The 24,415-nt window shown below is 43.5% G+C and carries 26 protein-coding genes and 1 pseudogene; 14 read left to right on the plus strand and 13 right to left on the minus strand.

What is annotated here, in order from left to right:
- Positions 1–11 precede the first annotated feature (11 nt).
- Complete coding sequence (locus tag QL919_RS12075; RefSeq protein ID WP_290189737.1) at positions 12–677, minus strand: acyltransferase; 666 nt, start codon at positions 675–677, stop codon at positions 12–14.
- 240 nt (positions 678–917) lie between these two features.
- On the opposite strand from QL919_RS12075, the gene QL919_RS12080 reads away from it, so the two are divergent.
- The 6 genes from QL919_RS12080 to gspK all read left to right on the plus strand — a co-directional run bounded on the left by QL919_RS12080 (position 918) and on the right by gspK (position 5,946).
- Positions 918–1,706 (plus strand): TatD family hydrolase, encoded by a 789-nt coding sequence (locus QL919_RS12080; RefSeq protein ID WP_290189738.1) that lies wholly within the window; start codon positions 918–920, stop codon positions 1,704–1,706.
- Positions 1,707–1,939: 233 nt separating this feature from the next.
- Positions 1,940–2,623 carry a TetR/AcrR family transcriptional regulator gene (locus QL919_RS12085; protein ID WP_068405549.1) on the plus strand — a complete coding sequence of 228 codons (684 nt, stop codon included), beginning with the start codon at positions 1,940–1,942 and terminating at the stop codon, positions 2,621–2,623.
- A gap of 213 nt (positions 2,624–2,836) precedes the next feature.
- Positions 2,837–3,544, plus strand: coding sequence for a prepilin-type N-terminal cleavage/methylation domain-containing protein (locus QL919_RS12090; RefSeq protein WP_290189739.1), 708 nt, complete (start codon positions 2,837–2,839; stop codon positions 3,542–3,544).
- A 3-nt stretch (positions 3,545–3,547) separates the two neighbouring features.
- Entirely contained in the window at positions 3,548–4,027 is a 480-nt protein-coding gene (gene gspI / locus QL919_RS12095; protein ID WP_290189740.1) for a type II secretion system minor pseudopilin GspI, read from the plus strand.
- Positions 4,024–4,854, plus strand: coding sequence for a type II secretion system minor pseudopilin GspJ (gspJ, locus tag QL919_RS12100; protein WP_290189741.1), 831 nt, complete (start codon positions 4,024–4,026; stop codon positions 4,852–4,854). The genes gspI and gspJ overlap by 4 nt, the downstream gene beginning before the upstream one ends.
- A 33-nt stretch (positions 4,855–4,887) precedes the next feature.
- Positions 4,888–5,946 carry a type II secretion system minor pseudopilin GspK gene (gene gspK / locus QL919_RS12105; RefSeq protein ID WP_290189742.1) on the plus strand — a complete coding sequence of 353 codons (1,059 nt, stop codon included), beginning with the start codon at positions 4,888–4,890 and terminating at the stop codon, positions 5,944–5,946.
- Positions 5,947–6,010: 64 nt separating this feature from the next.
- On the opposite strand, the gene QL919_RS12110 is transcribed toward gspK, so the two are convergent.
- The 3 genes from QL919_RS12110 to ychF form a co-directional block, all read right to left on the minus strand.
- Positions 6,011–6,691, minus strand: a complete 681-nt coding sequence (locus tag QL919_RS12110; protein WP_290189743.1) for a TetR family transcriptional regulator — start codon at positions 6,689–6,691, stop codon at positions 6,011–6,013.
- 85 nt (positions 6,692–6,776) lie between these two features.
- On the minus strand, positions 6,777–8,210 hold the full coding sequence (locus tag QL919_RS12115) for a deoxyguanosinetriphosphate triphosphohydrolase (RefSeq protein ID WP_290189744.1): 1,434 nt from the start codon (positions 8,208–8,210) through the stop codon (positions 6,777–6,779).
- Positions 8,211–8,366: 156 nt separating this feature from the next.
- Positions 8,367–9,458, minus strand: coding sequence for a redox-regulated ATPase YchF (gene ychF / locus QL919_RS12120; protein ID WP_290189745.1), 1,092 nt, complete (start codon positions 9,456–9,458; stop codon positions 8,367–8,369).
- A gap of 377 nt (positions 9,459–9,835) precedes the next feature.
- Between ychF and QL919_RS12125 the strand changes: the two genes are divergently transcribed.
- From QL919_RS12125 to arfB, 4 genes are all read left to right on the plus strand, one after another.
- Positions 9,836–12,022 carry an ATP-dependent helicase gene (locus QL919_RS12125; protein ID WP_290189746.1) on the plus strand — a complete coding sequence of 729 codons (2,187 nt, stop codon included), beginning with the start codon at positions 9,836–9,838 and terminating at the stop codon, positions 12,020–12,022.
- Between the two features lie 277 nt (positions 12,023–12,299).
- Entirely contained in the window at positions 12,300–13,547 is a 1,248-nt protein-coding gene (locus QL919_RS12130) for an FAD-dependent oxidoreductase (RefSeq protein ID WP_290189747.1), read from the plus strand.
- Between the two features lie 69 nt (positions 13,548–13,616).
- The gene (locus tag QL919_RS12135; protein ID WP_290189748.1) at positions 13,617–13,955 is read left to right on the plus strand and encodes a RidA family protein; all 339 of its coding nucleotides are present in this window, start codon (positions 13,617–13,619) and stop codon (positions 13,953–13,955) included.
- Between the two features lie 231 nt (positions 13,956–14,186).
- Positions 14,187–14,600: an alternative ribosome rescue aminoacyl-tRNA hydrolase ArfB gene (arfB, locus tag QL919_RS12140; protein WP_290189749.1), complete on the plus strand. Its 414-nt coding sequence runs from the start codon at positions 14,187–14,189 to the stop codon at positions 14,598–14,600.
- Positions 14,601–14,622: 22 nt separating this feature from the next.
- Here the strand turns inward: arfB and QL919_RS12145 are convergent, their stop codons facing one another.
- The gene (locus QL919_RS12145; protein ID WP_290189750.1) at positions 14,623–15,447 is read right to left on the minus strand and encodes an enoyl-CoA hydratase; all 825 of its coding nucleotides are present in this window, start codon (positions 15,445–15,447) and stop codon (positions 14,623–14,625) included.
- A 384-nt stretch (positions 15,448–15,831) separates the two neighbouring features.
- Complete coding sequence (locus tag QL919_RS12150; RefSeq protein WP_290189751.1) at positions 15,832–16,332, minus strand: lactoylglutathione lyase family protein; 501 nt, start codon at positions 16,330–16,332, stop codon at positions 15,832–15,834.
- 93 nt (positions 16,333–16,425) lie between these two features.
- Between QL919_RS12150 and QL919_RS12155 the strand changes: the two genes are divergently transcribed.
- Positions 16,426–17,295: a LysR family transcriptional regulator gene (locus QL919_RS12155; RefSeq protein ID WP_290189752.1), complete on the plus strand. Its 870-nt coding sequence runs from the start codon at positions 16,426–16,428 to the stop codon at positions 17,293–17,295.
- Between the two features lie 41 nt (positions 17,296–17,336).
- Here QL919_RS12155 and QL919_RS12160 read toward each other — a convergent pair whose 3' ends face one another.
- The gene (locus QL919_RS12160) at positions 17,337–18,473 is read right to left on the minus strand and encodes a glycerate kinase (protein ID WP_290189753.1); all 1,137 of its coding nucleotides are present in this window, start codon (positions 18,471–18,473) and stop codon (positions 17,337–17,339) included.
- A 110-nt stretch (positions 18,474–18,583) separates the two neighbouring features.
- On the opposite strand from QL919_RS12160, the gene cobT reads away from it, so the two are divergent.
- From cobT to QL919_RS12175, 3 genes are read left to right on the plus strand one after another with little or no spacing between them, the layout of a single operon-like run.
- Positions 18,584–19,651, plus strand: coding sequence for a nicotinate-nucleotide--dimethylbenzimidazole phosphoribosyltransferase (gene cobT / locus QL919_RS12165; RefSeq protein ID WP_290189754.1), 1,068 nt, complete (start codon positions 18,584–18,586; stop codon positions 19,649–19,651).
- A complete protein-coding gene (cobS, locus tag QL919_RS12170; RefSeq protein ID WP_290189755.1) occupies positions 19,651–20,550 on the plus strand; it encodes an adenosylcobinamide-GDP ribazoletransferase in 900 nt (299 codons plus the stop codon). Before cobT ends, cobS begins: the two co-directional genes overlap by 1 nt.
- A 35-nt stretch (positions 20,551–20,585) precedes the next feature.
- Positions 20,586–21,167: a histidine phosphatase family protein gene (locus QL919_RS12175; protein WP_290189756.1), complete on the plus strand. Its 582-nt coding sequence runs from the start codon at positions 20,586–20,588 to the stop codon at positions 21,165–21,167.
- Positions 21,168–21,274: 107 nt separating this feature from the next.
- Here the strand turns inward: QL919_RS12175 and QL919_RS12180 are convergent, their stop codons facing one another.
- From QL919_RS12180 to QL919_RS12205, 6 genes and pseudogenes are all read right to left on the minus strand, one after another.
- The gene (locus QL919_RS12180) at positions 21,275–21,499 is read right to left on the minus strand and encodes a hypothetical protein (protein WP_290189757.1); all 225 of its coding nucleotides are present in this window, start codon (positions 21,497–21,499) and stop codon (positions 21,275–21,277) included.
- A gap of 264 nt (positions 21,500–21,763) precedes the next feature.
- Positions 21,764–22,276, minus strand: coding sequence for a 50S ribosomal protein L9 (gene rplI, locus QL919_RS12185; RefSeq protein ID WP_290189758.1), 513 nt, complete (start codon positions 22,274–22,276; stop codon positions 21,764–21,766).
- Between the two features lie 24 nt (positions 22,277–22,300).
- Positions 22,301–22,531 carry a 30S ribosomal protein S18 gene (gene rpsR, locus QL919_RS12190; protein WP_010198808.1) on the minus strand — a complete coding sequence of 77 codons (231 nt, stop codon included), beginning with the start codon at positions 22,529–22,531 and terminating at the stop codon, positions 22,301–22,303.
- 16 nt (positions 22,532–22,547) lie between these two features.
- The gene (gene rpsF, locus QL919_RS12195; protein WP_192522940.1) at positions 22,548–22,946 is read right to left on the minus strand and encodes a 30S ribosomal protein S6; all 399 of its coding nucleotides are present in this window, start codon (positions 22,944–22,946) and stop codon (positions 22,548–22,550) included.
- A 287-nt stretch (positions 22,947–23,233) separates the two neighbouring features.
- Complete coding sequence (locus tag QL919_RS12200) at positions 23,234–24,217, minus strand: RDD family protein (RefSeq protein ID WP_290189759.1); 984 nt, start codon at positions 24,215–24,217, stop codon at positions 23,234–23,236.
- A gap of 101 nt (positions 24,218–24,318) precedes the next feature.
- Positions 24,319–24,415: pseudogene (locus QL919_RS12205) on the minus strand (IS1 family transposase); the annotation flags it as partial.

Consider the following 24,415-nt stretch of genomic DNA (forward strand, 5'->3'; position numbering starts at 1 on the left):
TTGAGCTATCTTTAGCGCTCCCAGCGTACATTTTGGCGAATGATTTTTGCAGGTGTACCCGCAACCATACAGTTTGGCGTCTCAATGGGTTTGTTGACAAAAGCGCCTGCTGCAATGATACAACCGCTAGCGATAGTGACGTTTTTAGAAACGGTTACATTGGCGGCAATCCAGATGTGATCTCCTAAGACAACATCAGCATGAGCATTATTCAGTCTTACATTAGAGTCTATATCGTAGACCTTGTGGACGTCAGTCGCCCGAATTTCGATGCCGCGCGATATCATGCAAGCTTTACCGATGGTCACGCTCTTATCGCGTGCTAAAATATAGCAATCTATGGCAGTGGTACGCTCACCGATATGAATGTGCAAATGATTGCCAACGATTAATAATTGACCAGAAAATTTTACATGCTCTGCGATAGTTATTTGGTTGTGACTGCCATTGATATCGATTTTTAAGGTGTTAAATTGTCCATGTTCACCAATGGTGATTTGATTATCATGACCTTTACGAATGGTAATAACTGAATGACCAATAATACGCGTATCTTTAGCAATATCGATGTGATTATCATGTCCGTTGTCCTGCAATAAGAACCGTTGCTTGTACAAATACTTAGGTAGCAGAGTCTTTATAATAGGTGGTAGGGTAACGGTTTTTTTATGATTCATAATGATAGGACTTGTGATGAATGAATAAAGGATGCGACGTTTTTGCTAGTGATACGCCATTATTAGGGTAACGCTTTAGTGTGGTGTTTGCCATATCTATAGCTTTAATAAAGCTAATTTGAATATCATTAATAGCTAACCTGATAGTTTACTGTTAAACACCCCTTGAAAACAGTGCTGATTGGAGCAATAAATGTTCAACAGATCCACACTTATTGATTTTTATTAACGAGATTGTTTATGTTTACTGATACTCATTGCCATTTAAACCGGTTAGATTTAACGAAGTATGACGGTCAGTTGTCCGGTGCAATTGCCGCCATGAAAGAAGCCAATGTCACGCGTGCGATGGCGATTATGTGTGATTTCGCTGAATATGATGAAATTGCCAATATCGTCAGTACCTACGGTGATGAGACGCTGAACCTAGGCATGAGCGTGGGTATCCATCCTTGTGAAGATATTGGCGTATTGCAATCAGCGACGGTCGAGCGTTTGATAGAGACCGCCGATGCTGAGCATGTCTGGGCAATAGGCGAGACGGGGCTGGACTATTACTGGTCAACAGAAAATAAAAAAGAGCAACAAGCCAGCCTTGCACGCCATATTCATGCCAGCCAACGCTTGAAGAAACCGCTAGTCGTACATATGCGTGATGCCAAAGAGGATACTATCGATATTTTAAAGGCAGAAGGTGCTGAACACGGCATTATTCATTGCTTTACCGAAGATTGGGAAACGGCAAAACGTGCACTGGATTTAGGGTTTTATATCTCGTTCTCAGGTATTGTGAGTTTTAAGAGTGCGCAAATGATTCAAGATGCGGCAAAGAATATGCCCAAAGACAGAATATTGATCGAGACTGATAGCCCGTATCTCGCACCTGTACCCAAACGTGGCAGACCTAATGAGCCTGCATATGTCCCCTATGTAGCAAGTTATCTTGCCGATATGTATGGCTGTAGTAGCAATGACGTTGGTGCACTGACTGCAAAAAACTTTGAAAATCTACTGGCACAGTATCACTAAAATGGTTATGCTATGACCACTCAGTCATTTATTAGACAGTCTGATGGTTCTATGTGGTAAATATTTTTAATATTAAGCATAACCATATGATTATCAATGGCTATTTAGCAAACATGAGCATATTCATTTATTATGGTCTTTGAGCAGTCTTTGTATTACCTCATACTTTTGCTGCCAATTACGCATGTAAACGATGGTCATATGCATGATATTGTCAGTTTTTAGGAGAGATTATGAGTCGTCAGCATCAGTTCAAAGCGCGAGAAGAAAATATCTTGGCGATGGCAGAGCAACTGTTACTTGAGTCAGGCGATGGTGATATCACATTGGACAGTTTGGCCGACCAGCTTGATTTGGCCAAAGGTACGTTGTATAAACATTTCTCCAGTAAAGATGAGCTCTACCTGCGCATAATTATCCGTTACGAAGAACAGCTGTTTGAGATTAATCGTATTGACGACTGTCCATCGGCAGGTGTTGCACGTATGATTTTTCAGCAATTGTTTAACCCGCAAAAAGCCATGCTCCTTAACCAAATCGAAGAGCGTCTGGCCGCATCAGTGACAGGTCTGAATCGCTTATTCGGTGAGCTATATGACATTCGTCGTCAGCGTATGAAGCGCTTGATTGATATTATCAGTGCGTATTTACAAGAGCAACATAGTAGCTTAAGTACGCGCGATTATTTGTCCTCGATTTGGGCGATGGGTCAGGGCGGAGCAGGATTATTAAACTCAAGCTTTTATCAGCGCTATCTAGGTCGCCGTGATACGCTGCGTTATGCCTTTGTGCAGCAAATGCTTGAGTTGCCAAGCCATTATCCAGCTGCTGATGACGAGGTAATGGATGAGGATATGCAAGAATTGGTGGAGCAAATTGATACTGAATCAGAAGAGCACCGTAATACCAATTACTAGATTCCTATTATATTTTTAATGTATTGAGTTATTTTTTATAAAATCCGTGTTGTTATATTCTGTATGGCAGCACGTTAAACTTTATCTTATGCAATGTGTGTAGATTCACCTTTTCATAATCAGGCATATCTATCGTTTTATGTCTATCATATTTACACCACCCAATGTAGCGTCATTTTTTAATAGGGTGACGCCATTCTAGATGACTTCTGTATGTCAAAACCGACTTCCTCAACTTCCTCAATAGCAGCTCCTCACGCGCACAGCCACATCAGGCAAGCGGGCTTCACCCTTGTCGAAATAGTAGTGGTTGTCGTTATTCTATCCATATTTGCTGGCATGATGAGCTTATCAGTGGGAAGTAGTGAGTCTCGTAAAAACCGTGCATTTTATGAGCATTTAACGGACTCGCTGAGCTATGTACGACTGTTGTCAGCTGAGCGTATGCAGCCGATGGGTTTGAGTTTGCAGGCCGATAAGCAAGGCCAAGTGGCGCCCATTATTGTTACCTTATCAAATCCATATATCGCCTATCAAAAAGCGACCGTCTTATCTGATGGTGGAGATAGCACACCTAAAAACTCGATGGAGTTGTCAGCAGATTTGATGAGTATGTCAGGTGATGCTTCAGATAGAATACCCACACCGCGCTGGGAGGTTGAGCCAGAAGTCAGCTTACCTGAATTGCCCAATGGCGTCAGTCTAAGGATTCAGAGTTTATCGTCTAATAAAACATCAAATACTGAGCAAGGGTACACATTACAGCCTTGGTTTACAGAGCAGAATGTGCCGCAAGTATTGTGGTTTGGTACTGGGCAAGCAGCGCCTGTGACCATTGAGGTACTTCATAATTCACGTTTAGTGGGAGAGGTCATTACCATTATGCCTGATGGTAGTATGTCGATAGGGCAAGGGCTATAGCTGATGAGCGATAAGAATAAAGTACTGTCTCATGACAAAAAAAACAAAGCCATGTTATCCCATCATGAAAATGGCTTTACGCTGATTGAGGTGATGGTTGCCTTGGCTATTTTGGCGGTGGTTGCTGTCGCCGCTAGCCGTGCTAGTAGTGCATATTTGAGCTCCGTAGATGTGCTGCGCACCCGCACGCTGGCTCATTTCGTGGCGCAAAATGCCGCGGCTGATTTGCGTATCCAAGAGACGTGGCTGACGGCCAATCGCACTCAAACCATCAATACTCAAGGTCGTGATTGGCAAGTTGTGATGACGGTCAGTGATGCTGTTACGCCCGCATTAACACAAGTGAACATCGCAGTTGCACCTATCGTAGATGGTCAGACGCGCACAGCAGTGACCGACATTGATGTGATAGTAAGTAATAGTGAGCAAGATATTGGCAGTTTGGATTTGGCCAATTTAAATCCAAGCGGGGGTAAACGGTGAAACAACAGCGCGGCTTTACCTTACTTGAGCTGATGGTGGCGATGGCGATATTTGCGATGCTTGCGGTTGCTGGCTGGCAAGTGTTTGATGGCGTGAACCGAGCCCGTGAGCGCGCACAGTTTCATGCGGATAACTTAGCAGTATTGCAGTATGCCTACCTGCAGCTACAGCAAGATATGGGGCAAGTCATTCCTTATCAGGCACCTGTTACGCAAGATAATAGTGTCTCAACGAACGCTACTAGCAATGACAGTAATCAAGCCAATATTATAGAGCCTGAGCCTTTTATGAGCCTAGATGATGAGCATGTCAGTTTTATACGCTTTGCCGACCCTGATCCGCGCTATCAAAATAGTGCCAGTCTGCAGCGCGTGGAATATATATTTGCAGATGAGCGTCTCATTCGCCGCCAATATACCAGTATTGATGGTGGGCGTGATAGCATCAGCTTAGATAGTGTCTTGCTTGATGGCATCACAGCAGGCAGTTGGCATGCATATCTACCAGAACTGAGCACTAAGTTTCCTGATGAAAATAGCAGCGGTAATAACGATAATAATAGCACCAATAGAATGTCTGGACAGGCAGCCAATATAGCCAGCATAGAGTCTGCAGCAATGTTAATTCCAAAAGGGGTTGCTATCAACTTTACCTATCAAGATATGCCAATTACTTGGCAATGGGCACTGGCGCCACAACCAATATCAAGTAGTGGTAAAAACAAGCCTAATCGTAGCAATGGTGGCATCGAAAACGGTAATAGTAATAATAGTGGCGGGGCTAATAATGGTGGTATAGAGAACAGTAATCCAAAAGGTAGCATATAACATGCGTTGTTTGATTAGTGATAGAGGCTGCTGATGCCAACCATGCCGATAAAGTCAGACTCTCAACGTGGGGTCGCGCTGCTGACGATTCTATTATTGGTGGTCAGTATTACCGTGGTTGCAGGAGCGATGCTTGCCAGTCAAAAGATTGCCATTAGGCGTAGCGGCTTGTTATTTAATCAAAACCAGCTATTACAGGATATAAATACGGGTCAGCAGTTGGCAGTGATGATGCTTCGCGCTGATGCGACACTCAATGATACAGACAGTGAGCAAGATATCTGGGCGCAACCAATACCGCCTTATCCTTTAGCCAATCATAGCATTAGCATCGAATTACGTGATGAAGCGAGTCGTTTTAATATTAATAACCTCTATCATGAAGGAGAGGTCGATAGCGCCGCGCTAGCGGTATTTCAGAGGCTTTTAACCCAGCTGAACTTAGAGCCTGACATTGCTATTGCTGTACTCGATTATCAAGACACAGACAGTGATGTCTACCAAGATGGCGGTGATGAGAGTGTGGTTTACTCGCAGCAAATGAACGGTGCAGCAGAGAGCACACTACCAAACCAGCCTTTGGTCAGTATTGAACAGCTGCAAGGTGTTCGAGGTATCGATGCTGAGGTGATAGCCACACTGCGCCCTTATATCAGTGCTATTCCATACTATGTTCCCATCAATATTAATACCGCCAGCCCAGTTTTGCTGGCGGCCTTAATGGATGGTGCTAATAGTGAACAGATGGAAGGACTGATCAATATGCGCGCGAACCAAGCGTTGGCCTCTATCGATGAGATATGGCCGTTGCCAACGTTAAGTGGTTTAAATACGGAGCAGCGTGAGGTGTTGGCGCCATTGTTAGCCGTTGATAGCTCTGCCTTTATGGCGCTTATCACGGCTACCGATAGTAGTGGTAGCACAGACAGCACTCAAGCAAAACAGCGCTTTGCAACCATATTACTTAGCAAAGCCGCTATTGATGATGGCGTGATACAAGATGGCACTACTGCTAACCATGACAATAATAAGCAAGCCAAAGAAATAACGGTGGTGACACAGCGATTATGGGCTTTTCGACCTGCTTTCTAGCAAGCGCTATACTTTGTTAGTCATAACGATGTTGCCAGTGATAGTGTTGTAAACCGCTTACTGGTTAATCTTGTAAACGTGTCTCCTCGGTAGACTTCCAATTGTAAGCGCCATAAAACAGCATTTGTGCCTGGCGAGTACAGTTATGTAGCATCAACTGTTTTTTCTCTTCAATTTCATTTAAGTCGATTTCATCATCATGGTCTTCGGTATAGGTCAGCTCTAACCAGTCAATAATCCAAGAAAAGAACATATTTACCCCAGCTTCAGACAGTAGACGACGGTCATAGGCATTGATATGAGTAAATGCAGGTTGCAGTGCCAAATCTTCCGCCAAGCTTTGGGCATGATTTTTGACGAGCTCATGAATGGCTTTACGCACCGCTTCAGAACCACCATAGCGTTCACTGACCAAAAATTGCCAGTAATAGGGTTGATCGCTCACCATGTATAAAAACAGCTGAATACTCTTAGCGATTTGACGATCAAAGCTACGTTTGCGGCCAATCTGCAGGCTATCGCTCAGAATAGCGAGCGTCCCGCCTAGCTCTTCAACCACTAGGGCTCGACCAAGTGCTTCCATATCATCAAAATGCCGATAAAAAGCAGTCGGCACAACGCCCACCTCACGAGTCACCTGTCTGAGGCTAATAGAGCTGAAAGACTGTCCTGTCATACATAAATCAAGCACTGCATTAAAAAAGGCGTGCCGAGTTTGAAGTTTCTTTTGTTCGCGACTGCTCATAATATTTCAAAGTTATCCAATAGGTGTTTATCATACTCATTTCAGCGCACAAATACGACTAAAATACGAAACAATTGTAAACTGACTAAACCATGGTACCCCAATGACCTTGTAATTCTTGCGCCAGTCTATAGGCTTCATGGTCATTCATACCAGTAACAAAATCCAAAATATTTAAGATATTGTGATAAATATTATCTGATAATACCCGGCGATGCTCATCGAGATGTGGTTGTAATAATCTGAGCAAACGTTGCTGTTCAAAAGACATTGACTGAGATGCAGAGGTTGTCTCGTTCCCTGTCCACGCCAATGGCATAAAAGCATCTAACAGGCGATGCAAGCATTGGTTGGCCATCAGCTCCATCCTAACCTTGCTTGGATGGTTAAATATTTGCTCGCGCGCTAACTGCTTGGCTTGGTTGATACCATTCTGCACATTTGCCTCACAATGTGCAAATAGACTGCCATCGAGGGTTCCAGCCAACATCGTATCGCTATTAGCGACAAAGGCATCGGTGACAGTATTGACCAAACGCATCATCGCACGTGCACGCAATGATGCCAGACTCTGCCGAGCAGAGAGCTGTGTGGGTAATGCAATGCTACTAGGTCGCTCGCCAATCAATTCGTAAAATATAGCGGCCACATCAACATAGGTTAGCATATTCAGATTGATACCATCTTCTAAATCTATCAATGCATAGCAAATATCGTCCGCTGCTTCTAAAAGATACGCCAATGGGTGGCGGGCAAAACCATCATGTTGTGACGAGCGAGGCAAATGTAAACACGCTGCTAGTTCTTCTAATTGTGCCGCTTCACTATAGAAGCAGCCAAATTTTTGTACTTTGGTCGAAATGCCGCCTGAATGTATGCTTTGATAGGTACTGTTGCTATGTGTCGCTAACCAAGGGTATTTCATAAAGGCACCGAGGGTTGCACAGGTCAAGCGCATGCCGCCCTTATCAGGATGGTGTTCATTACGCGCTAGCAGTCGAAATCCTTGAGCATTGCCTTCATAAGCCAGTAAATCCAACTGCTCGTTACTACTCAAACCCTGCAAGACAGGTTGACGGTCAGGATGCATAAACCAATCACGAATGGCATACTCACCTGCATGACCAAAAGGCGGATTGCCAATATCATGGGCGAGGCAGGCTGCTTGAACAATGACGCCAACATCGGCTGGCGATACCCCTGCTGGTAGCCCATTACCAAGTTTCTCATGCAGCTTTTCGGCTGCCATCATGCCTAATGAGCGTCCAATACAGGAGACTTCAAGCGAATGGGTCAGACGCGTATGAATGCCCAATTGATTGGTTAATGGATGCACTTGCGTCTTTTGATTAAGCTGGCGAAAAGAGTGTGAAAATACCAGCCTGTCATAGTCCTTATGAAAAGAAGTCCGTGCGCTGTCCTGAACAGGCGCTTTCTTAGTACTGCCCAAACGCTGAGCGTTGAATAGTTTTGCCCAACGTATACTAGGATTAAGTGTTTGTTTACCATAAGAACTCATAGTTTATAGTCCGTTATTTTATTATTGCTTTAGTGGGGTTGGTTATTCTAATATTGTTCCCTTTATTATAATAAAAAAAGCCAGCTTTGAAGCTGGCTTTTGGTTGTTCTCTACTAAGACTGTGTAAGCAAGTAATTCGATATTTAACGGTTAGAGTTAAACGTTAAAACGGAAATGCATGACATCACCATCTTGCACGATATAGGTTTTGCCTTCTAGACGTGATTTACCAGCTGCTGCTGCGCCTTTTTCACCGTTGTATTCAATAAAGTCATCATAAGCGATTACTTCAGCGCGAATAAAGCCGCGCTCAAAGTCGGTATGAATCACGCCAGCGGCTTGCGGCGCTGTTGCACCAACAGCGACAGTCCATGCGCGTACTTCTTTAACGCCAGCGGTGAAGTAAGTCTGCATGTCAAGCAAGTCATAACCACCGCGAATCACTTGATCTAGACCCGCTTCTTCCATGTTCATCTCGGCCAAAAAGTCTTTCTTATCATCTTCATCAAGCTGTGCGATTTCAGATTCGATTTGGTTGCATAGAGCGATGACGATAGAGTCTTCGCCAGTGGCGTAGTTACGCACTGCATCAAGGTATGGGTTATTTTCAAAACCGTCTTCAGAAACGTTGGCAATATACATGGTTGGTTTTAGCGTAATAAGACCATAACTTCTGATGAGTTTTTGTTCGTCTTTGTCTAAATTGGCACCACGAGCCGCTTTACCTTCTGCTAATAAAGGCTCGATTTTTTTGAAAATATCGAGCATGGCCTGAGCGTCTTTATCGCCGCCTTTGGCTTTTTTGCTTAAGTTCGTAATAGCACGCTCAACCGCTTCTAAGTCGGCCAATGCCAATTCTGTATTGATGGTTTCGATGTCATCGATAGGGCTGACGCGGCCATCAACGTGTACGACGTTGTCATCGTCAAAGCAGCGCACGACGTGAGCAATTGCATCAGTTTCACGAATATTGGCTAAGAACTGGTTGCCCATGCCTTCACCTTTTGACGCGCCTGCGACTAGACCGGCGATATCAACAAACTCCATGGTCGTCGGTAGTACGCGCTCAGGATTGACGATATCAGCCAGTTTCTTTAGGCGTGGATCTGGCACAGGAACGATACCGGTATTGGGGTCTTTGGTACAAAATGGAAAGTTTTCAGCGGCGATACCCGCTTTGGTCAACGCATTAAACAAGGTGGATTTACCCACGTTTGGTAGGCCGACGATGCCGCAATTAAAACCCATAACATTCTCTCAATGTATTAATAAAATCGGTTGGTACTTAGTCAATATAAGACTTGATATTTAGTCAGTATAAAGCTTAACTAAGTAGTAAATCAAAATTGGGCACATTGTAGCAAATTTACCTGAATAGGGGTGAGGTTGTTGTGCGCTATGCTAAGATTTTGTTCGAGACTGTGCTATTTATCGCTGTCAATTTTGCTCTTTTATTGATTGTGCTAAGCTGTGCTGTAAGATACTTATCTGGATTATAATCGTATCGTCGATGCGTACTCATAATTCACTCAGCCAAAACGATAAGTTACATCGTAGATATGTTTAGCATAAACGCCCTGTATAGATACGGGCGGCTAAAATAAAATGGAAGGCAAAACCCTATAATGACTACCACAATCTTTGACACACAAAGCTATAACTATCCTCAGAACTTCATGGAAATTAAGCCTAAGCTTGCGCGTCTTGAAAAGGCGATTAAAAAGCTAGAAGCAAACTTAATCGATGCTGATGACGATGCCAATATTAAGCTGCTGAAGCAAAGATTGAGTGGTGAATTAGGGTTGAAAGCAGACTACGCTAGCGAGCTAAACCCTGACCAATTGCTAGCAGCTACTACTATTGATGGCAAGGTATTGGTCATCGCTGGTGCTGGCTCTGGCAAGACCAAGACCTTGACTTACCGTACCAGTTATTTGTTAGAGAATGGGGTGACGCCGAAAAGCATCTTGCTACTGACCTTTACCCGTAAAGCGGCGAATGAGATAAAAAGTCGCGCCAAAGTTTTATTGGCTGATACGTTATCAGACGATGACTTGGCAAAAGACACCCTACCGACCAGTAAAGCGTTAGACGATATTACTAGTGGAACCTTTCACTCATTCTGCAATATGCTATTGCGTCAGTATTCAGGGCTGCTTGGTATCAATCCGCGATTTACTATCTTGGACACAGGCGATAGCGAGGATGCCATCGATTTAATTCATAAAGAAAAAAAGTATCCTGCGCAGACCAAAAGCCAAGCATTTCCTCGTAAAAAGACCTTGCAAAATATCATCTCCACATCTAGAAACAGACGCATTCATATCCGCGACTTAATCGAAAGTAATTATCCTGATATCGCTGTACACATTCCCATTATTGAGCAGTTGGCAATTGACTTTCATGAGTATAAGCGCGCCAATCATCTTTACGACTTCGACGACATCATTAGCCAAGTCGTGCGCCATTTAAAGACCAATGATACCTTTCGCCAAATGCTACAAAATCAATATCGTTACATCATGGTCGATGAATATCAAGACACCAATATCCCGCAAAAACAGCTGATAGATTTGATTTGTGAGCCTGAATCGGTATCGCTGATGGTGGTCGGTGATGACAATCAAAGTATTTATGCTTTTCGCGGCGCAAACTACGAAAATATTCTACTGTTCGGTGAGACTTATCCTGACGCCAAGCTCATCAAGCTGGAGCAAAACTATCGCAGTACGCCTGCTGTTTTAAATTATATCAATGCCTTGTCCGCGCAAATCACCTTGGGCTATCAAAAGCAGCTTTACTCTAGCGTATCGATAGAGGGGTGTAAGCCCGTCTTTAGCCGCCTGAGTGATGAAACTCGCGAGGCCAAATATATCGCTGATAAAATCATAGAGCTAAAACCAGATCACGATTACAATGATTTTGCGGTACTGTGCCGCACGTCCTTTCAGTCCAACTATGTACAGCTAGAGTTTATGGAGCGTGGCATTCCATTTATCGTGGTAGGTGGTATTAAGTTTATTGAGAGACGGCATATTAAAGATGTCTTGGCCTTTGTCAAAATACTCTATAACCCAAATGACACCATTGCGTGGCATCGCATTCTAACTTTGTTCCAAGGAGTAGGGGTAGTCACCGCGACCAGGTTAACCCAAGCGATTAATGGCGATAATAATTCTTTTGAGCCATTACTCACGGCAAAGTTTGCCAAAAAAAGTGAGCAACTTGAGCCTTTGTATCATACTCTGACAAAGGCCAGTCAGGCAGAATCAGTCGAGAGTATTATTGAGCATGTTTTAGAGTTTTATGTTCCTATTCTAAAGATGCTAGAGGAAAACTGGCGTGAGCGCAATGAAGACTTTCGTGTGCTAAAAAACTTAGCAACAGAGTACAGCAGCCTTGATAATTTCTTAGAAAATCTGGCGCTAGATCCGCCCAATGACTCAGTGGCAACGACCAATCAGCCAGAAGAGGATGACAAAGATAAAGTGACGATTTCCACCATTCATAGTGCCAAAGGACTAGAGTGGCCAGTGGTGTTTGTCAATTCATTGGTCGATGGGATTACACCGCACCATCGCTCTTTGTCTGATTTTGAGGAGTTAGAAGAGGAGCGTAAACTGTTCTATGTGGCTTGTAGCCGCGCCAAGACTAGACTGTATCTGACTGCGCCAGATTATTTCTCCAGTTATTCAGGATATTTTGACAAGCCATCACGGTTTATCACAGAATTGTCTGCAGATGAAGTTGAGGTTAAGCGCTCTAGAAAGTCCTTAGAGATGCTGGCGAGTGATGATCCGGTGTGGTGGTGATTGAATAAAAGTTCGCTGCTTAAGTCGTTAGGTTGTCAGGATTTAGGGTTTTCGACAATCCATAACAGGCCAGTTATTTGCTATTTTATCATTAAAGACTCTTATCATTCCTATTGAAAATAGCTTCCTTGTAAATGCATGACCAAAGGTGTTGAGTGTCGAAAATATTTTTTCGATAAGGGTTTAAAATACGGTTTAATACGTTACTATTACACCCTTATCTTTTATACCCTCATATTCGACACTCTGTATTAATACCAAAAGAAAAGGACAGGTTATGCGCTATGAAGTTATCGTTATCGGTGCTGGTATGGTTGGCACCTCAATTGCGTGGCATCTACAAAAAAACAACTCGCAAGTATTGCTTTTAGACAAAAAACTACCAGGGTCAGAGACCTCTTATGGTAACGCTGGATTGATTCAGCGTGAAGCGATTCATACCCATCCTTTTCCTCGTCAGCTGACTGAGATGATCAGAGTGTTGCCGAACCAAGGGACCGATATTCGCTATCGTATTCCAGCTATCCTGCGTTATCACCAAGCGTTATTACAGTATTGGAAGTATTCTGCGCCAGCGACTGTTAAGCAGATCGAATCAGAATGGCAGACCTTAATTGAACATTGCACCAGTGAGCATCAAACCATGATTTCAGCATCTGGTGCTGATGAGCTGATTACTCGTGATGGCTGGTTACAACTTCATCGCTCTGAAGAAACGTTTAAAGAAGCCATTGCTTCTGCTATCGATGCTCGTGAGCAAGGTGTTGAGCATAATGTATTAAACCTTGAAGAATTAAAAGCGATGGAGCCAAGCGCTAACTTTGAAGGTTTTGTTGGTGCGATTCATTGGCTAAACTCATGGCAAGTATCAAACCCAAGCGCCTTGGTAAAAGCCTATGCGAAAAACTTCCAAGATATGCAGGGTACGATTAAAGAGAGCGATGTAAAAGAAATCGTGCAAGATGGTGAAGGCTGGAAAATCATTACTGATAAAGATACCTATTATAGTGATAAATTGGTCATCGCTGCGGGCCCTTGGTCGAACGATTTGATTAAACCGCTCGGTTACAACCTGCCACTGTTCCCAATGCGCGGCTACCATCAGCACTTTAAGGTGACAGATAAAAATAATATCAATCACAGTATGTTTGATATGGATAAAGGCTTTGTCATGGGGCCAATGCAGCAGGGTATCCGCATTACCACTGGTGCTGAGATGACCACGATGAATGCGCCAAAGAATTTTGGACAATTAAAAACCGTACTAAAATTTGCTCGTAAAATCCTACCATTAGAAGATGCGGTAGAGAGTGAGGCATGGGCAGGCTCACGCCCTTGTATGCCTGATATGAAGCCGGTCATTGGTCCTGCGCACAAGCATGAAAAATTATGGTTTGCCTTTGGTCATAGTCATCAGGGTTTCACATTAGGGCCGATGACAGGACGTATCGTTGAAGAAATGATTCATGATAAGCCAGTATTGGTCGACGTGGCGCCATTTAGTGCTCAGCGGTTTTCTAACTAAACCATTGCTTTCATTGAGTTATGAATGATTCAAATGTCACATAATTATATTAATTAAGGATTAAATACGATGAAAAAGCTACATAGCAATCAACGTATGAGTAAAATTGTTGTCCATAACCAGACTGTTTATTTATGCGGTCAAGTGGGCAACAGCGATGACGACATCAAAGCGCAAACCCTGACTTGTTTAGAGAAAATACAGACACTATTAGAAGAGGTGGGCAGTGACAAATCAAAGCTACTATCAGTGACGGTTTGGATAAAAGATATGGCAGACTTTGCTGCAATGAACGAGGTGTGGGATAAGTGGTTTGAAGGTGTGCAGCCACCCGCTCGTGCTTGTGGTGAGTCCGCATTGGCACGCCCTGAGTTGTTGGTTGAGATGATTGCCATCGCTGCTGAATAGTATATTATTAATCATAAAGCCAAAGGGACATGATATCGATATCATGTCCTTTTTTTGTTGGTTTTCATAGGTTTGTATTCACTTGTATAAGTACACAGAATATTAGATAAGAGACAATCCTGCTGTGTTTTTTCTAAGTTTATGTTGTCAAAAACCTTTTTTCTTTTCTTTGGTTTATAAGTGCTTGCTCACGCCCCATATAATAAAAACCATTTAGAAAAAAAGAGCGCCATGATTTTTATAAGTAATAGCATTAGCATAAGCGATAGTGACGTAGAGATTAGCGCTATTCGTGCACAAGGGGCAGGCGGGCAAAACGTCAATAAAGTCTCATCTGCAATTCATCTGCGTTTCGATATCAACGCATCTGGTCTGAGCGACACACACAAGCAGCGCTTGCTTGACAGTAAAGACACTCGCATCACTAAAGACGGGGTATTTGTACTAAAAGCGCAGCAGTATCGCACGCAAGAACGTAATAAGATTGATGCTTTTGAGCGCCTTAGAGCCTTTATTCTGTCATCCACTCAAGTCAGCAAAGCTCGACGACCGACCAAGCCGAGCAGAAGTGCTAAGCGCAAACGCGTCGATCAAAAAACGCAGCGCGGCAAAACCAAGGCATTGCGCGGCAAGGTTGATTTTTAAAGGGTTTTTATCTTAAGCATTCCTAACGTCCCGTCCATACCGCATGGCGCTTTTCGATAAAGGCGTCAATGCCTTCGCTGACATCGTCTGCCATCATATTACAAGTCATTACTTTACCAGCATGTTCATAAGCATCCGCTAAGTCCATGTCCAATTGTTTGTAGAACATATCCTTGCCCGTTTTGACGGCGACAGAGGATTTGGCGGTAATGGCATCGATTAAAGATTGCAACGTTGCATCCAACTGATCCGCTGGCGCGACACGATTAATCAGTCCTTGCTGCAAGGCCGTATTTGCATCGATAAACTCACCGGTGATCAGCATCTCAAAAGCTTGCTTGCGAGATAGGTTGCGGCTGACGGCAACGGCAGGGGTTGAACAAAACAGTCCGACATTTATACCAGAAGTCGCAAACTTAGCGTCATCAGAGGCCACTGCTAAGTCGCAGGCTGCGACCAGCTGACAGCCTGCGGCGGTAGCGATGCCCTGTACTTTGGCGATCACTACTTGCGGCATCTGATTGATGGTCAGCATCATCTGACTACACTGCTTGAATAATGCGCTGTGGAATGCTTCGTCTGAGTTTGCACGCATCTCTTTTAGGTTGTGACCTGCACAAAATGCCTTGCCATTCGCCGCAATGACGACCACACGTATACTACTATCTTGGGCGATGTTGTCCAGCTCTGCTTGCATAGCGGATAACATATCGACCGATAGCGCGTTGAATTGTTTGGGACGATTTAAAGTAAGAGTGACGACGCCGCTTGCATCTTTACTGTCTTCTCTGATGACTAATGGTTCGCTGGTGTCAGTAGTAGGGGCGTCTGTGTTTGTAGTATTCATTTATCATCCTTGATATAGTTGATTCACTCTAGAAACGATACAGTGCTGCTGGGGTAAATTTTGTACAGCCTCTGTCGGTGCAGACACAGCAAGCAAGTAAAATTTATACCAGTAGCACGTGACTATCAATAATGTATCGTAATAATGTATCGATTTTATTTAGTATTGACTATAGTTGGTGTTCTGTTCATTCACTTAAATGATAGCATGGCATGCAAGTTATACAATAGAGTGCTGATATTGAAATTGCACATATGAAAATAGCGCACTCATATTATGAGTGCGCTATTGGTATCTTTATTAAGAATAAATCGACATGTAGAGATAAGTCCGATTTTTTTTAACTTTTAACATAAACCGTTACTTTACTCTTAAGCGCTATATCTAATACGCGCCTTCGCTATAAATAAGCTCATAGCTGTGGCTGTATATTTCAACGATATTGCCAAACGGGTCTTCCATATAAATCATACGGTAAGGTTTTTCGCCGGGGTAGTAATAACGCGGTTTTTCCATACGCTTTTTGCCGCCTGCTGCGACAATGCGTTCAGCAAGTTCTTCCACATTTGGATCTTGAACACAGAAGTGAAAAATACCTGTCTTCCAGTATTCAAAGTTGTTTTCAGGGTTTTCTTGATTTTTGAATTGAAAGATTTCAACACCGATACGGTCACCAGTTGAGAGATGAGCGATACGGAAACTGCCCCAACCTGAGCCAAAGACTTCCGTACACATCTCACCAATCGGGCTGTCATCTTCAACAATTTCGGTCGGCTCCATGATGGTGTACCAACCCATCACTTCAGTATAGAATTTTACTGCTGCTTCTAGGTCAGGGACGGAAAGGCCAATGTGCGAAAAGCTTCTTGGATAGACGTTATTCATGGTTTGTACTCCTGTTTTGATATGGGAGTAGTTTACAAAGCTATATCCATTACGTAAAATTATCATTTATTATAAAGATAAGTATGTATCGTAATGATGAATATCACGTGGCTACGTACGTTCTGTACGCTTGTTGAAGTAGGGCATTTTACCCGCACTGCCGAGCGCCTACATATGACCCAGTCAGGCGTGAGTCAGCATGTACGCAAGCTTGAAAGTCAGTTAGATGTTGACTTACTCATCCGTCAAGGTAAACAGTTTTCATTGACGGATGCAGGCGAGGAGCTGTATAGGGAAGCGGGTGATATCTTGCAGCGCTTAGCAAATCTAGAACAGCGTATCTGTGACGACCCCGCCTATACAGGGCTAGTGAGACTCATGTCTCCTGGCAGCGTGGGCCTAAAGTTATATCCAAAGCTTTTGAGCTTACAGCAACAGTATCCGCAGTTGGTGATTGACTATCGCTTTGCGCCAAATAGCGATATAGAGCGAGCGCTTGTGAATCATGACATTGATATTGGGTTTATGACGGATATCTCAGATGACGAGGGAATAAGTTGCCAGTCAATAGCTCAAGAAGCGCTTATACTAGTGACGCCTGCGATGACTAATGAGCTAAGCTGGGAGACACTCATAGCGCTTGGGTTTATCGATCATCCTGACGGTACTCATCATGCCAGCATGCTGCTGAGTGCCAATTACGCTGAGTTCCAGCATATTAATGACTTTAAGAAAAAAGGGTTTTCTAATCAAATTGGTTTGATTTTAGAGCCTGTCAGTAGGGGTCTAGGCTTTACCGTTTTACCAGCGCATTCAGTTGCAGCGTACGCAAACCCTGAGCTTATTAGCAGTCATCGTTTGCCAATACCAGTGAGTGAAACACTATATCTTGCCTTATGGCGCCAGCAAGCCCTACCTAATAGAATGCACACTGTTATTAACGAGGTAAAAAAGTGGTTGTAAGACTTGATATTGATCCATCAATTCACTTGAGTGCTAATTCTCTACCCCATGCTTTGCCCAAGTTTAATGGCAGCGGCAACATTGAGTGCAGTCGTCTCAATATTCTCATAAGCATTGTTTAGTACCTTATCAAGGGTGTCCAGCTTTTGAACACTGGGCATGACGACGTCAAACCCAGTGGCCTGAATAGGATTTAAGGTATCAACGCTACCGCAAATAGCGATTATAGGCTTATCATTTGCTTTTGCCATCATGCTAATACCGCCAGCGACTTTACCCATTGCACTTTGCGCATCAAGCTTGCCTTCACCAGTAATGACCAAATCAGCGCTAGCAATATGCTCTTCTAGACTGACAGTCTCAGCCACGGTATCAAAGCCTGATTTAAGGTTAGCTTCGCAAAATGTCATTAAGGCATAGCCAAGACCGCCTGCTGCTCCTGCGCCTGCCATATTTTGGTAATCCTGATAGCCGTGCTGTCCAGATATCATCGCAAAGTGATTTAATGCCTTATCCAATAGTGCGACTTGCTCGGGACTGGCGCCTTTTTGTGGTCCAAAGATAGCACTGGCTCCTGATAATCCGCATAATGGATTGGTCACATCGCAAGCGACTTCAAAGACCGTGTTGCGCAGCTTTGGATGAAGGGTTGAGCCGTCTATCTGCTTTAAGTTGGCCAGTTCGTTACCGCCTTGCGCTAAAGGCTTGCCATAATGGTCATAGAAACTCATTCCTAAGGCCATGAGCAGACCGAGTCCTGCATCGTTAGTGGCACTGCCGCCCAGACCGATAATGATGCGTTTGACGCCTTCATCTAAAGCATCAGCGATAAGTTCGCCAACACCGTAGCTGCTAGTAATGAGTGGATTTCTTTCTTCATTTGTTAATAAGTACAAACCGCAGGCTTGAGCAATTTCAATCACGGCTGTCTTATCTTCTAACAACAGATATTTGGCAGTGATGGGTCGCATAAGTGGATCATTGACCACCATGTTTTTCCAGCGTCCACCAAGTGCGTAGGATAACACTGCTGATGTGCCTTCACCGCCATCTGCCATGGGCAATAAACTATAGTCGGCATCAGGAAAAACCTGATTAAATCCAGATTGGATAGCGCGGCACACCTCGATTGCTTCTAGGCTTTCTTTAAACGAGTCAGGGGCGATTAAAATTTTCATGAAGTGCTCTTGGAGTTATGCAAGTTTGGGTCGTGCAATTAGTCTAATCATATCATTATAAATGGGATAATCTGCTACCATAGTGCCCTGTTCCATTTATAACCTTTAGGATGATAGCCTTGACCACTTTTACCGCACCAGCTATTGCCAATACAGAAAATAATAACCTACGTCATCAGCTGCAACAGATTATAGATCTAAGGACCAAGCCACTTGGTGCACTTGGTCGCTTAGAGACGCTAGCACTGCAATTGGGGATGATTCAAGGGACGCTTACGCCGCAGATTGATCAGCCACAGATTCGTGTATTTGCTGCCGATCATGGTTTAACCAAACATGGCACCTCAGCCTATCCGAGTGCCGTCACTGCGCAAATGGTTTATAACTTCTTGCAAGGTGGCGCTGCTATCAATGTCTTGGCGCGTCAGCACAATATCGAGCTAAAAGTAGTCGACGCTGGTGTGGATGCAGACTTTGCCAATTCTCCTTTTAAAGACCATCCACAATTGCTTGATTATAAAGTTCGTCATGGTAGCCGAGACGCGCTAACAGAACCTGCCATGACCGAAGCAGAATGCTTAGCTGCGCTAAAGAATGGTATGAAAGTGGTTGAGAACTTAACGGGTAATTTGCTTATCGTCGGTGAGATGGGCATTGGCAACACATCAGCGGCGAGTCTTTTGCTGGCACGATTAGGTGATGTGCCGATTGCTGATTGTATTGGTCGTGGTACGGGGCTTGATGATGCAGGGCTACAGCATAAGACGGATATTTTAACACAAGTATTGCAGCGTCATAGTGAGGCACAGTCTCCACTGGACGTGCTTGCGGCACTGGGCGGGCTTGAGATAGCCATGATGGCAGGTGCGCTGATTCAGGCCGCTAGCGAACGCCGTATTTTATTAATCGATGGCTTTATTGCGAGTAGCGCTTTATTGGTTGCGGAGCGCCTATCGCCCGGTGTCGCTCAATATGCTATTTTCGCCCATCATTCAGTCGAGCCAGGACATGCGCATTTATTAAAACTACTAAACGCTGAGCCATTACTCGATATGGGTATGCGTTTGGGCGAGGGTAGCGGCGCAGCGCTTGCTTATCCACTATTGCAGTCAGCTTGTGCCATTATCAATGAGATGGCAAGCTTTAGTGACGCGGGTATTAGTGAGCAAAACAGTTAATGTCACAATTATCAAAAAAACCATCAAAGCAAGAATCAAAACAGTCATTAAATCAGCCAGAGCCGTCACAGCAGTCATCGTCTAAACTAAGTGTTGGGCAGTTTATAAAGCATGAATGGATATTATTACTGGTCGCCGTTCAGTTTCTGACCCGACTGCCAGTCCCGCCATTCAAAAACTACAATCCGCAATGGCTACATCAGAGCAGCCGTCATTTTCCCGCAGTCGGTTTGCTGGTTGGGCTACTTTGCGCTGGCGTGTTTTGGCTTGCCAGTGTTTTATTTACGCCCCTCGTTGCTGCAGTCCTGAGTACGGCTTTTGGGATTAAGCTCACAGGTGCTTTTCACGAAGATGGTCTTGCGGATAGTTGCGATGGTTTGGGTGGCGGTCTGACTCGCGAGCGCACGCTGACTATTATGAAAGATTCACGCCTAGGGACATATGGCGTGTTAGGTTTAGTGTCAGCATTACTCTTAAAGATTTCCTTGTTAGCCACCATGCCGTTATCAGTGGCGATCGTCGCGCTGATTATTGGGCATACTGCGTCGCGTTTGCTATGTATTAGCCTGCTTGCGCTGCTGCCGTATGGCGGTGAGATAGAACATGCCAAGGCCAAACCGATGGCGCAGCAGCTGACACCGTTACAAGGATTGTTCAGTAGCGGTTGGTTGCTGGTGGCAGGCGTTTTAGTGGTACTGATATTTCCTAATGTCATACAGCAGATTAGCGTTGGTCAGTGGTTATTGGCTTTGGTGTTGGCGCTAGTTGCGACTGATTATATGCGACGCTTATTACGTAGGCGTCTGAATGGCTATACGGGTGATGGACTAGGGGCGACACAACAGCTGAGTGAAGTTGCCATTTATGCAGGTTTGGCAGCGGCCATACCTTTTTTATAATTCAAAAGAAATCTTTAGAAAAGGCTAATTAATCAATGACTCTTTATATCTGGCGTCATCCTAAGCCCATCGCAGCTGAGGGTATCTGTATCGGTCAGAAGGATATCGGAGTAGATAGGCGTAAATTAAAGCGTCTTGCCAATCAGATCGAGCGATTTACCCGTTTGCATCAATTACCTAAAGTCATTTGGGTAAGCCCATTACAACGCTCCCTAAAAGTCGGACAGATACTGGCACAACGTGGCTTTCAATGTCGAGTTGCGCCTGAGCTTGCTGAGGTTTATTTTGGCGAATGGGATGGTCGCCCTTGGGAGCAAATCGCTAAGCAAGAGATTGATGACTGGTGTGATAACTTTGCGCACTTTGCCCCTGATAAAGGGGAAAGTCTGCAGCAGTTATTTGACCGTGTTGAGGGGTGGCTGAATAAGGTTTTGGCTGAACAAAACAACACCCCAATACTAGCAATTGGTCATGCGGGCTGGATCAATGCTGCCAAGATGATTGATGCTGGGCAAGATGTACCGCAGACAGCAGCTGATTGGCCCTCTTCAGTTGCATATGGGGAACGTAGTCAACTGCCTCTACATAAAAAACTGGCCGTTCATAATGGCCAGTGATGTTGAATACAAGATTAGATAACGTAGCGATATAAAATCAAATAAAGTTATAAAGTGAATATGACTACAATGAAGTTATCGCGCTAACACATTGTCACACTCAAAACTTACGCTATCTTATCAAACCAAGCCTTATTATTTTTGGCAGTTGAAGAGTCAAAGCTGACATAGATACCTTGATCATCTAGTGTTGCATACCAATGGTCATCATTACTGCCAGTTAACAGCTGAAAATATTTGTTATTCACTATTCTGCCTACGGTGTAAACTTCACCTTCTGCATAAAAATCATTACCTTGGATGCATAATAATTTGTCATTAGTATTTATCATATTATGTAGCCTTATCAGTAAATTAGATAGAGCTAGAATAGCAACTGGATTATTAAAAATAAAGAGAACTTTATAGGTAGTATTTTTGCGCTAAGTATATGCTTTTTAAGTTATTTGTTACAGATAGTTACTAGAGTATATCATTGTAAGCTTGAGTAGGTATAAAGGTTAAACAGACCGTTTTAAGTCTGAATTTTGGGCATAAAAAAAGCCAGCGACATAATGTCACTGGCTTTTTTAGAGAGAGCGTAAACGCTCTAAAGATTACTCTTCAGAGTAGTCTTCGTTCTCATCTTCAAATTCTTCTTCAGCAGAATCTTCGTTATCACCATCTTCAGAAAGAATGGTAACTAAGATACTAGCAGTAACGTCATGGTGTAGTTGAATATCAACATTGTATTCACCAATTTGACGTAAAGTGCCTTCAGGTAGCTTGATTTCAGCACGGTCTACTTCTAGACCTGAGTTAGTCAATGCTTCAGCGATATCGCGAGTACCGATAGAGCCAAATAGCTTGCCTTCGTCACCTGATTTAGCACGCATGATAACATTAACGTCAGTTAGTGCATCAGCACGCTCTTGAGCAACAGCTACTTCTTTTGCTTCTTCAGCTTCAAGCTCAGCACGACGTGCTTCGAACTTTTCAATGTTAGCTTTAGTAGCAGGTAGTGCTTTGCCCAAAGGGATAAGAAAGTTACGACCGTAACCTGGTTTCACATCGACAGTTTCACCGAGTTTACCAAGGTTGACGATACGCTGTAACAAAATAATTTGCATGAGTCATTCCTAGTTAATTAACGGTTAACCCTGATGGTTATCAGTGTATGGAAGTAGCGATAAATAACGAGCTTGCTTGATAGCAGTTGCTAGTTGACGCTGATATTTAGTAGACGTACCGGTAATGCGGCTTGGTACGATTTTACCATTATCACTGATGTACTGTTTTAGCAATTCAACATCTTTATAATCGATGTGAGTGATGCCTTCAGCAGTGAAACGGCAGAATTTGCGACGGCGATAGAAACGTGCCATGAGTATTCTCCTTTAATTAGTCTTCACTGTTGTCGTTGTCGTCGTTTTCACGATTGTCTGGACGACGAGTAGTTGCTTTGCGTGCGCGTTTTTCATCGGCATTCTTGGCTAACTGCGACTCTTCAGTGACAGCTTCGTCACGGCGCATAACTAGACTACGAATGATCGCGTCGTTATAGCGGAATAATTCTTCAAGTTCAGCCAAAGTTTCACCGTCAGTTTCAATGTTGAAAAGAACGTAGTGAGCTTTGTGAATCTTGTTGATTGGGTAAGCCAGTTGACGACGGCCCCAATCTTCTAAACGATGGATAACACCGTTGTTGTCTTGAACTAACTTGATGTAGCGCTCAACCATGCCGACCACTTGGTCGCTTTGGTCTGGGTGTACAAGTAACACCAGTTCGTAATGTCGCATTGTGACTCCTTACGGATTAGTAGCTATCAACCCTATGTTAATAGCAAGGAGATTTATAAGGTAAGCTCAAATCTATCGTTTATGATAAAAAACAATAAGGGATAAGCTTAGGATATAAAGCGCCGTATTATAACAGTAGTCAGACATTAACACAAAGGTTAATCGCTGAGATCCTGCCAATAAACTATAAAAGCAATGATTTATTTTCTCACAATAAAAAAGCAACGATAACACGCTGCTTTTTTATCAAAAATCTAAGACGTATGATGTACCACTAAAGTTATAAGTTATTTTATTTTTGGCTCTTTCACTAACTGACTGCTATCTGCTTTTACGACTAAAGTCTTAGCTAACTTGTCGTGCCAACCGATGTTTTCAGGACTTTTTGATGCCATATAGTAATGAATAGCGACAATCACAAAGCCCAAAAAGCTGGTAAACGAGAACAGCAAATTGTAGATAATAAACAGTAGTAGCGTACGCATACCGATGAGCTTGGTAAATGATGGCAGACGGTGCGTGGTTTGATCAACAACACGAATACCAGTAATAAGCTTGCCCAGTGATTGACCACGTAACGCGATAAACACCAGTTGCAACGCAAACAGACCAAATACCATCACTTGTGACATCATCAATGTGCTACTAGGAAGACTTTCCATTAGCGTCATAGAGTACTGGTAAGCGGCGTCTATATCTTGGATGTTTTGGAACTTAGTATAGTCCACATCCATTTTGGTCAATGCCATCACTAATGGGAAAATTGCCAATAGATAGAGTAAGCCATTAAGCGCTGTTGCCAATACTCGCGACATAATAGGCGCTAGGACGACATTGCCGACGACCTTATCTTTACCAGAGGCAGTCTTGTTTATCGCAGACTTATTTAATGACACGTTATTATGCGGCGTTTGATGACGATTGGTGGTCATGTCCGCTTTTGCATTGTTACCCGTATCCTTTGGACGCTCAGGCTTGCCATACAATCTATCTAATGATACTGATTTACCGTCTTGAACATTGCTGGCTTTATCTTCAGGGAAGACAGTGACATTGTTAATGATAGAGTCATTAACCTCAGGGCTGCTGACATTCGTAGGGCGGTAAACCGTTTGGTTATTGGTTAAGGTGCCGACACGCTGCCATTGCTCCAAGCCTTCATGCCACATCAAGTCATCTAGTAATACTTCACCAGATGCCAACATAATATTGAGCTGCTCCAAATTGTATGGACCAGCTTGTACGTTATTTCGAGCAAGAAAAATTTGCATAATTGCCTGCATAGTTAGTCATATCTTAAGTCATTATAGCTACTCTATAATATTAGGGTCTATTTAACATTTTTGGTGGTGTTCTAAAAAGTATGCTGGCATCAGACGTAGCCATAATTGACATAAAAGAACACCAGATCGAATACTTTAAAGTGATTATCAAGCTTTTTTGAGAAGCAACAAGTCTTTCTAACCGCC

Source organism: Psychrobacter sp. APC 3426, from assembly GCF_030408035.1.
GTDB lineage: Bacteria > Pseudomonadota > Gammaproteobacteria > Pseudomonadales > Moraxellaceae > Psychrobacter.